This is a genomic window from Streptacidiphilus melanogenes (genome assembly GCF_000787835.1).
Taxonomy (GTDB): Bacteria; Actinomycetota; Actinomycetes; order Streptomycetales; family Streptomycetaceae; genus Streptacidiphilus; species Streptacidiphilus melanogenes.
On the sequence record NZ_BBPP01000009.1, the window covers coordinates 142,950 to 150,681 of the forward strand.

Genomic DNA, 7,732 nt, shown 5'->3' on the forward strand with positions numbered 1-7,732 from the left:
CGCTCGGCCCGGAGCGAAGCCTCGCTGCCCGCGGCAGCATCGCCTCGGACGCGGCCCAGGGTGGGTCTCGACCCCGGAGTGTCGCCTGCCAGGGCATAGCCTGACCGCATGCTGTCGATCGTCGGGTTGATGAAGCGGCTGCTGGTGGGCGTGCCCGTGCCGAACGAGAAGCTCGGTGAGGCGACGCTGCCGAAGAAGATCGCACTGCCGGTCTTCGCCTCGGACGCGCTGTCCTCGGTGGCCTACGCCACCGAGGAGATCCTGCTGGTCCTGTCGGCCGGCGGGGTCGCGTTCTTCCACTTCACCTGGTATGTCGCGGCCGCGGTGGGGCTGCTGATGCTGGTCGTCGTGGCCTCCTACCGGCAGAACGTGCACGCCTACCCGTCCGGCGGCGGTGACTACGAGGTCGCCACGGAGAACCTGGGCCCGAAGGTCGGCCTCACGGTGGCCAGCGCCCTGCTGGTCGACTACACCCTCACCGTGGCGGTCTCGGTCTCCTCGGGAGTGGCGAACCTCGCCTCGGCCTTCCCCGTCCTGAACCACGAAGCAGTGCTGATCGCGGTGCTGGTGATCGCGACGATCATGCTGCTGAACCTCCGGGGCGTGCGCGAGTCCGGGGTCGCCTTCGCGATCCCCACCTACTGCTTCGTCGCCGCCGTCGGCCTGATGATCCTCGCGGGCGTGCTGAAGATCGCGACCGGGCACCAGCTCGTCGCCGAGAGCGCGGGCTACCAGGTCAGGCCGACCGGGACGTTCACCGGCCTGGCCCTGGTCTTCCTGCTGCTGCGGGCCTTCGCCTCGGGCTGCACCGCCCTCACCGGGGTGGAGGCCATCAGCAACGGCGTGCCCTCGTTCAAGCCGCCCAAGAGCAAGAACGCGGCCACCACCCTGGCCCTGCTGGGAACGATCGCGGTGTCGATGTTCGCCGGCGTCACCGCGCTGGCCCTGGCGAGCCACGTGCACGCCGCGGACCCGGCGAACCTGGTCGGGCTCCCCCCGGGGCAGACCCCGCGCACCGTCATCGCCCAGGTGGGCCGTTCGGTGTTCGGCGCCGGCTCACCCCTGTTCTTCATCCTCCAACTGGTCACCGCGCTGATCCTGGTCCTCGCGGCGAACACGGCGTTCAACGGCTTCCCGGTGCTCGGCTCGATCCTCGCCCGGGACGGCTACATGCCCCGGCAACTGCGCACGCGCGGCGACCGCCTCGCCTACTCCAACGGCATCGTGCTGCTCGCCGGTTTCGCCATCCTCCTCGTGATCGCCTTCGACGCCTCCCCGACGCGGCTCATCCAGCTCTACATCGTGGGCGTGTTCGTCTCCTTCGTGTGCAGCCAGACCGGCATGATCCGGCACTGGAACCGGCTCCTGCCGGTCACCACCGACCCCGCAGCCCGCCGGCACATGCTGCGGTCCCGGGTGATCAACGCGATCGGCGCCGCCTTCACCGGCGTCGTGCTGGTGATCGTGCTCGCCACCAAGTTCGCCAAGGGCGCCTGGATCGTCGTGCTCGCCATGCCCGCCATCTGGCTGCTGATGCGGGCCATCCAACGCCACTACGCCGCCGTCGCCACCGAGTTGGCCCCACCACCGGTCCTGCGGGTCACGCCGCCCTCGCGCAACTACGCGGTCGTCCTGGTCTCCAAGCTCCACCTGCCCACACTCCGGGCGCTCGGCTACGCCATGGCCACCCGCCCCAACCGCCTGGAAGCGGTCACCGTGGACCTCGACCCGGCGGAGACCCAGGCGCTCATGGCCCAGTGGGAGGAACGGGACATCCCCGTCCCGCTGACGGTGATCGACTCCCCCTACCGCGAAGTCACCCAGCCGATCGTCGAGCACGTCAAACGCCTGCGCTCCGAGAACCCCAACGACATCGTGACCGTCTACATCCCCGAGTACGTGCTGGGGCACTGGTGGGAACAGCTCCTGCACAACCAGTCCGCCCTGCGGCTCAAGGGCCGACTCTTGTTCGAACGCCGCGTCGTCGTCGCCAGCGTCCCCTACCAGCTGCGATCCGCCACCCACGGCGGCACCGAGCCTCCCCCGCCCGGCGGCCTGAAGCGGCGCTGACGACGAGACGGAGCGGCACCCGGCTCCACGGTGAACCGGGTACGCTCAGCTCATCGGCGGGAGGTCGACGGGGTGGGGGCGACGTGCCGGAGTCGGATCCGTTGGACGGCGACATGACCGCCCCGCGCTGGACGCCGTCCACGGTCGACCCGACCGTGGCCACGCCCGCGCGCATCTACTCGTACCTGCTCGGCGGCAAGGATCACTTCCCGGCCGACCGCGCGGCGGCGGAGAAGGCCCTGGAGTCGCTGCCGGTCCGGGACTTCGCCCGCGTCAACCGCGCCTTCCTGACCCGCGCCGTACGGCACCTGGCCGAGACCGGCCTGGACCAGTTCCTGGACGTCGGCATCGGCCTGCCCGCCCCCGGCAGCACCGCCGAGACCGCGCTGTCGGTGCGCCCCGACGCGCGGATCGTCGGCGTCGACAACGATCCGATCGTCCTGGCACACGCCCGCGCTGACGGCGGGGAGCCCGCGCCGTCCGGCACGACGGTCGTCGCCGGGGACGTCCGCCGTCCGGCGGAGATCCTTGCGCATCCCGAGGTACGCGCCCGCCTGGACTTCGACCGGCCGGTCGCGGTGCTGCTGGTCGCGGTCATGCACTTCGTCACCGACGAGGACGACCCCTACGGCGCGGTGCGCACCCTGATGGACGCCGTCGCCCCGGGCAGTGTGCTGGTGCTGTCGCAGGTGACCGCCGACCTGGACCCGGAAGGGATACACGCGACGGCGAAGGCCTACGCCCGATCGTCGGTCAGGACCGCCGTGCGCAGCCGCAAGGAGATCTCCGCGTTCTTCGACGGCCTGGAGCCGGTCGACCCCGGCCTGGTGATGCTGTCTCAGTGGCGGCCGGACGAGCGCGTCCTCGCCGGGGACGACCGGATCGGGATGTTCGGCGGCGTGGCCCTCAAGCCCTGAGGCAGGGTGGTCAGTGGTTCGTCCCGGGGTGATGGACGGCCCGGCCGCCGAGAAGCGTGTGGGTGGGGTTCAGGTCGCGCAGTTCGTCGGCGGGGCTTCGGCCGGGGTCGCGGTCCCAGATCGTGAGGTCGGCGAGGCGGCCGGGGGTGAGCGTGCCCCGCAGGTGCTCCTCCCCCAGCAGCCGGGCCGCGTTGACGGTGTGCAGGGCGACGGCCTCGTCGTAACTGACAGCGTGCTCCGGGCCCTGGACGCCGATGACGGTCTGACGGGTCGTCATGCCCCACACCGAGCGCATGGCCCCGAACCGGCCGACGGGGAAGTCCGAGCCGGCGGTGATCAGCGCGCCCTGGTCGAGCCAGCCCCGGGCGGGGAAGAGCGCGGCCACGCGCTCTGGGCCCCAGAACTCGCGCTCGACCTCGGCGGTGTCGTGCAGCAGCGGTTGCTGGATCGTCACCGGAATGCCCAACGCGGCGGCGCGGGCACGCTGTTCGACGCCGGCCAGGCCGCCGTGCTCCATGACCAGGGTCCTGGCGGGCAGGCCCGGGTTGCGCTCCAGGACGCGTTCGTAGACATCCAGCAGGACGCGGACGGCACGGTCGCCGTAGGCGTGCGTGCCGACCCGCCAGCCGCGGCGGACCACGGCCTCGACGGCTTCGACGAGGGCGTCGGGTTCCCAGACGAGCGTCCCGGAGAAGGCGTGGTCGCAGGCGTAGGGCTCCTCGGTGGCTCCGGCCTCGAGGCCGCCGTCGAGGCCGAACTTCACTCCCCACACCTGAAGCCACGGATCGGCGCGGTAGCGCCAGTCCTCCATGGCGTCGAGAAGGTCCTCCACCTGCGCCGCGCTGCCCAGGCCGAGGGCCGAGACCAGCGCGCGGACGCGGGTGCGCAGGACGCCGCTCTCGTGGGCGGCGAGCAGGAGGGAGTAGTCGTCCAGGGAGACCGCGCAGTCGCGGACGGTGCCGATGCCGGTGGCGGCGTACTGGCCGCTCGCGACGCGGAGCCCGTCGATACGCCGGGCCCGGTCCGCCGCCGGGACGAACCGTTCCACCAGGCCGAGGGCGTTGTCGATCAGTCGGCCGTTCAGGCGGCCGTCGGCGTCGCGGCCGATCACGCCACCGGGCGGCACCGGCGTGTCCTCGGTGACGCCCGCCAGCCGCAGCGCGTAGGTGTTGACGACGTCGTTGTGGCCGCCGCGCTTGACCAGGACGGGGTGCCGGCCGGTCGCCCGGTCGAGCTCCGCCGCGGTGGGCATGCGGCGCTCGGCGAGGTTGAGCTCCTGCCAGTTGGTGGTGGTGCGGATCCACTCCCCTTCGGGGGTGCGCGCGGCGCGCTCCCGGATCAGGTCCAGGAACTCGGGAATCGTGCGGGCCAGGTGGACGGGCACGTCGTGCGCGCTGTGCCCGGCGAAGATCAGGTGCGTGTGGGTGTCGTCGAAGGCGGGCAGGACCGTCGCCCCGGGCAGGTCCTGGACGACGGTCCTCGCGGTCACCAGGTGGTCGAGGCCGTTCGGGTCCCGGGAAAGCGCGGCGATGCGGTCGCCCCGCACGGCCAGGGCTCGCTGCGGAGCCTGTCCCGGCACCAGGGTGTGCACGGCCTCGGCCCGGATCAGCAGATCGGCACCGTACTCGGTCATGTTCTTCCTCCGCCTCGGTTCACTTCGCAGGTCCTGCGCTGACGAGACCGTTCTAGGGGCGTCGCCGCCGATTCCCGCACTGCGGATGCCTTCGAGCGAGGAAACACGACACCAAGGCCGCCTATAGTGCAGATCATGCGCCAGTCACTGGACGAGACGGACCGCCGGATCGCCGCCGTCCTGCTGGCCTCCCCCAGGGCCGGCTGGCGCGAGATCAGCAGCTGTCTCGGCCTGTCCGAACGAACCGTCGTCCGCCGCGCGGCACCGCTGTACGCCGACGGCACCCTGCGCGCCACCGTGGTCCGCAACCCGATGCACTTCCCCGGGCTGATCCCGCTCGCCCTGCGCATCCGCTGCCGCCCCAACAAGATCCGAACCGTCGCCGCGGCCCTGGCCCGCCGCCCGGACACCGTCTGGGTCGACATTCTCGGCGGCGGCGACGAGATCTCGGCGGTCTTCTTCCTCGACGGCCCGGACGCCCGCAACGCCCTCCTGCTGCGCGACCTGCCCGCCACCGAGGCCGTGAACGCGTGGACCGCCCACACCCTGCTGCGCGTCTTCCCGACCGCGTTCCGCTGGACCGCCGGCCTGCTCACGCCCGAGGAGACAGCCCGGCTGACGTCCCGACCACCGATCGCCACGGCGACCGGCGTCACGTCCCATCCCGCCGACGCGGCTCTGATCACCGCGCTGACCGAGGACGGCCGCGCCACCTACACCGACCTCGCCCGCCGCGCGGACACCACCGCGCTCACCGCCCGCCGACGTCTGGAAGCGCTGGTGCGCGGGCAGGTTCTGCGCCTCGCCACCGAGGTCGACCTGGCCCTGCTCGGCGCGCAGGCCGAGGCACTGCTGTGGCTCTCGGTACAGCCCGGCGCGCTGGACCGGACGGCGCAGGCGCTCAGCGTCCACCCCCAGGTCCGGTTCACCGCCGCCACCACGGGCCCGGCCAACCTCCTGATCGCCGTCGCCGCGACCGATCTTGACGCCCTCTATGCCTTTCTGGTCACCACCGTCGGTCCCGTCGACGGCATCACGACGGTGGAGACCACTCCCCTGCTGGCGACGGTCAAACGCACCGGCCTCACCCGCCTGTGACCGCTGGGGCGAGGCGGTTCACGAAGGGGCGCGCCGCTCCCAGGAGTCCGGGCCGCCACCGCGCCACTCCACGACGCCCGGACTGTGAACCAGCGCCGTGTCCAGGCCCGCACGGTCCATGAACTCCGCCACGTCGGCCGTGGCGTACGCGTGCCCGACAGCCTGCCCGAGAACGTCGACCCGCCGAAAGGGTCTCCCGTCCGTCTCCACCTCGACGGGCTGAACCACCACATGCGGCCGGTGTGCACTCTCAGCATCCATACCGCGCGCCTGCCCCGTTTCCCGCGGGTCACGCCTCGCCCGCGCCATGCGGGCTACGGCCGTCCGGAGCAGCTTTCCGGTCGTGCCGGTCGACCGGACCCGTCGAAGGGAAGCAATCCCGTCGTGCTCGTCCTCGCCGTCGTCTTCGCCGTCCTCGGAGCGGCCAGCAACGCGGCCGGTACCGCCTTCCAGCGCAAGGCGGCCGCCACCGTCACCCGCGGCGGCGGCCTCAGGCTGCTGCTGGCCCTGGCGCACCGGCCGGCCTGGGTCGCCGGCATCGCCGGAGTCATCGGGGCTGCCCTGTTTCAGGCCCTGGCCCTGACGTTCGGCCCACTGGCCCTGGTCCAGCCGATCTTCATCCTGGAACTGCCCTTCGCCCTCCTGATCGCGGCGCCGCTGCTGCACCGACGGCTACCGGCCGCCGGCTGGTACGGCGTGGCGACGGTCGTGCTCGGCCTCGCCCTGCTGCTGGGGAGCGCCGCGCCTTCCGGCAGCACCAGCCAGGCGCCCATGGACCGTTGGATCCCCGCTCTGGCCGTCTGCCTCGGCCTCATCGCAGCAGCCGTCCTGGCGGCGGCGCGCTCCGACTCCGCGCTCTTCCGTGCCACGAGCCTGGGCACCGCCGCCGCCGTCGGCAACGCGCTCACCGCAGCCCTGCTGAAGTCGGCGACCGGGACCTTCTCCGACCACGGCCTGTCGGCCTTCCTCACCACGTGGCAGACCTACGGATTCGCCCTCACCGGCATCGGCGCCGTCCTGCTGCTGGAGAACGCCCTGCAGGCCGGCTCCCTCGCCGCCTCGCAGCCGGCCCTGACCATCGGCGACGCCACCGTCAGCCTGCTGCTCGGCATCACCTTGTTGGGTGAGACCATCCGCACGGGCTGGTGGGTGATCCCCGAAGTCGCAGGCATCGCCATGATCATCGCTGGCGTCCTCACCCTCACGCGCGCCGTTCCGCACATCCGCGCCTCGACCGACTGACGCACGCTCACGACGACGGGGCCCGCGGCTCCGGTGCCCCGCGTGCACAGGGCCTGTCGTGCGGATCAGGCCGGATCAGGCCGCGGCGTCAGGGTGCGCGGATCGCAAGGCGGAGGCGGGGGTACCCCCGGCCGAAGGCTGGGGATCGTGCCCTGCCGTCGCGCGCCCGGCGCGGTCCACACGACAGGCCTAGTCCTGCCGCAGGCCGTCGACTGTGACCTGCTGCTCCTCCAGCCTGGCGCGGAGCTGCTCGGCCCGTCTCCCGGCCGCCGCCAGCTCGTCCTGGGTCCGCGCGGCGTCGTCCTCGGCCGACCGGAGTGCGCCGCGCGCCTGGTCCAGGGCCTGCTCCGCCTGCCGGAGCCGCTCCTGGCTCGCGCGGCGCTGCTCGGTGGCGTGCTCGGCCTGTGTGCGGGCGTGGTCGAGGGCGGTGGCGGCGGCGCGCTCCTCCGCCTCCAGTCGGTGCAGTACCTGCTCGGCCTCGGCGAGCCGCCGCTCCTGCCCGCCCGCCCGGACCGGTTCTTGCCCGAGGGGCGGGGACGGGCGGCCCCGGGCACGTGCGGGCGCGCCCGCGGGCAGGTCCGCGAGCGTACTGCCGGAGGCGAGGCCGTGGGTGAGTCGGCCTGCGGCGAACTGCTCGGCCACGTTGTCGTCGGCGAGGACGGCGCGCAGTGTCTGGTCGAGTTCGTCCGCGGCCTGTCCCCCGACCGGCTGCCCGGCCTCCGCCGCCTCCCGACGCGCCTGCGCGGCGACGGCTTGGACGAGCGCAGTGCGC

At 72.8% G+C, this 7,732-nt stretch carries 6 protein-coding genes and 1 pseudogene; 4 read left to right on the plus strand and 3 right to left on the minus strand.

What is annotated here, in order from left to right; all coding sequences use genetic code 11:
- Positions 1-108 precede the first annotated feature (108 nt).
- Positions 109-2,070, plus strand: coding sequence for an APC family permease (locus TR49_RS13010; RefSeq protein ID WP_084724852.1), 1,962 nt, complete (start codon positions 109-111; stop codon positions 2,068-2,070).
- An 83-nt stretch (positions 2,071-2,153) separates the two neighbouring features.
- Positions 2,154-2,987: an SAM-dependent methyltransferase gene (locus TR49_RS13015; RefSeq protein ID WP_201776179.1), complete on the plus strand. Its 834-nt coding sequence runs from the start codon at positions 2,154-2,156 to the stop codon at positions 2,985-2,987.
- A 10-nt stretch (positions 2,988-2,997) separates the two neighbouring features.
- On the opposite strand, the gene TR49_RS13020 is transcribed toward TR49_RS13015, so the two are convergent.
- The gene (locus tag TR49_RS13020) at positions 2,998-4,620 is read right to left on the minus strand and encodes an amidohydrolase (RefSeq protein WP_042381112.1); all 1,623 of its coding nucleotides are present in this window, start codon (positions 4,618-4,620) and stop codon (positions 2,998-3,000) included.
- Between the two features lie 135 nt (positions 4,621-4,755).
- On the opposite strand from TR49_RS13020, the gene TR49_RS13025 reads away from it, so the two are divergent.
- Positions 4,756-5,718, plus strand: a complete 963-nt coding sequence (locus tag TR49_RS13025) for an Lrp/AsnC family transcriptional regulator (RefSeq protein ID WP_042381276.1) — start codon at positions 4,756-4,758, stop codon at positions 5,716-5,718.
- 18 nt (positions 5,719-5,736) lie between these two features.
- Here TR49_RS13025 and TR49_RS13030 read toward each other — a convergent pair whose 3' ends face one another.
- The gene (locus TR49_RS13030) at positions 5,737-5,949 is read right to left on the minus strand and encodes a hypothetical protein (RefSeq protein ID WP_174501571.1); all 213 of its coding nucleotides are present in this window, start codon (positions 5,947-5,949) and stop codon (positions 5,737-5,739) included.
- Positions 5,950-6,102: 153 nt separating this feature from the next.
- Here TR49_RS13030 and TR49_RS13035 point away from each other — a divergent pair, with 153 nt between their 5' ends.
- Entirely contained in the window at positions 6,103-6,960 is an 858-nt protein-coding gene (locus TR49_RS13035) for a DMT family transporter (RefSeq protein ID WP_042381113.1), read from the plus strand.
- A 189-nt stretch (positions 6,961-7,149) separates the two neighbouring features.
- Here the strand turns inward: TR49_RS13035 and TR49_RS13040 are convergent.
- Positions 7,150-7,732 (minus strand): annotated as a pseudogene (locus tag TR49_RS13040) (hypothetical protein); the annotation flags it as partial.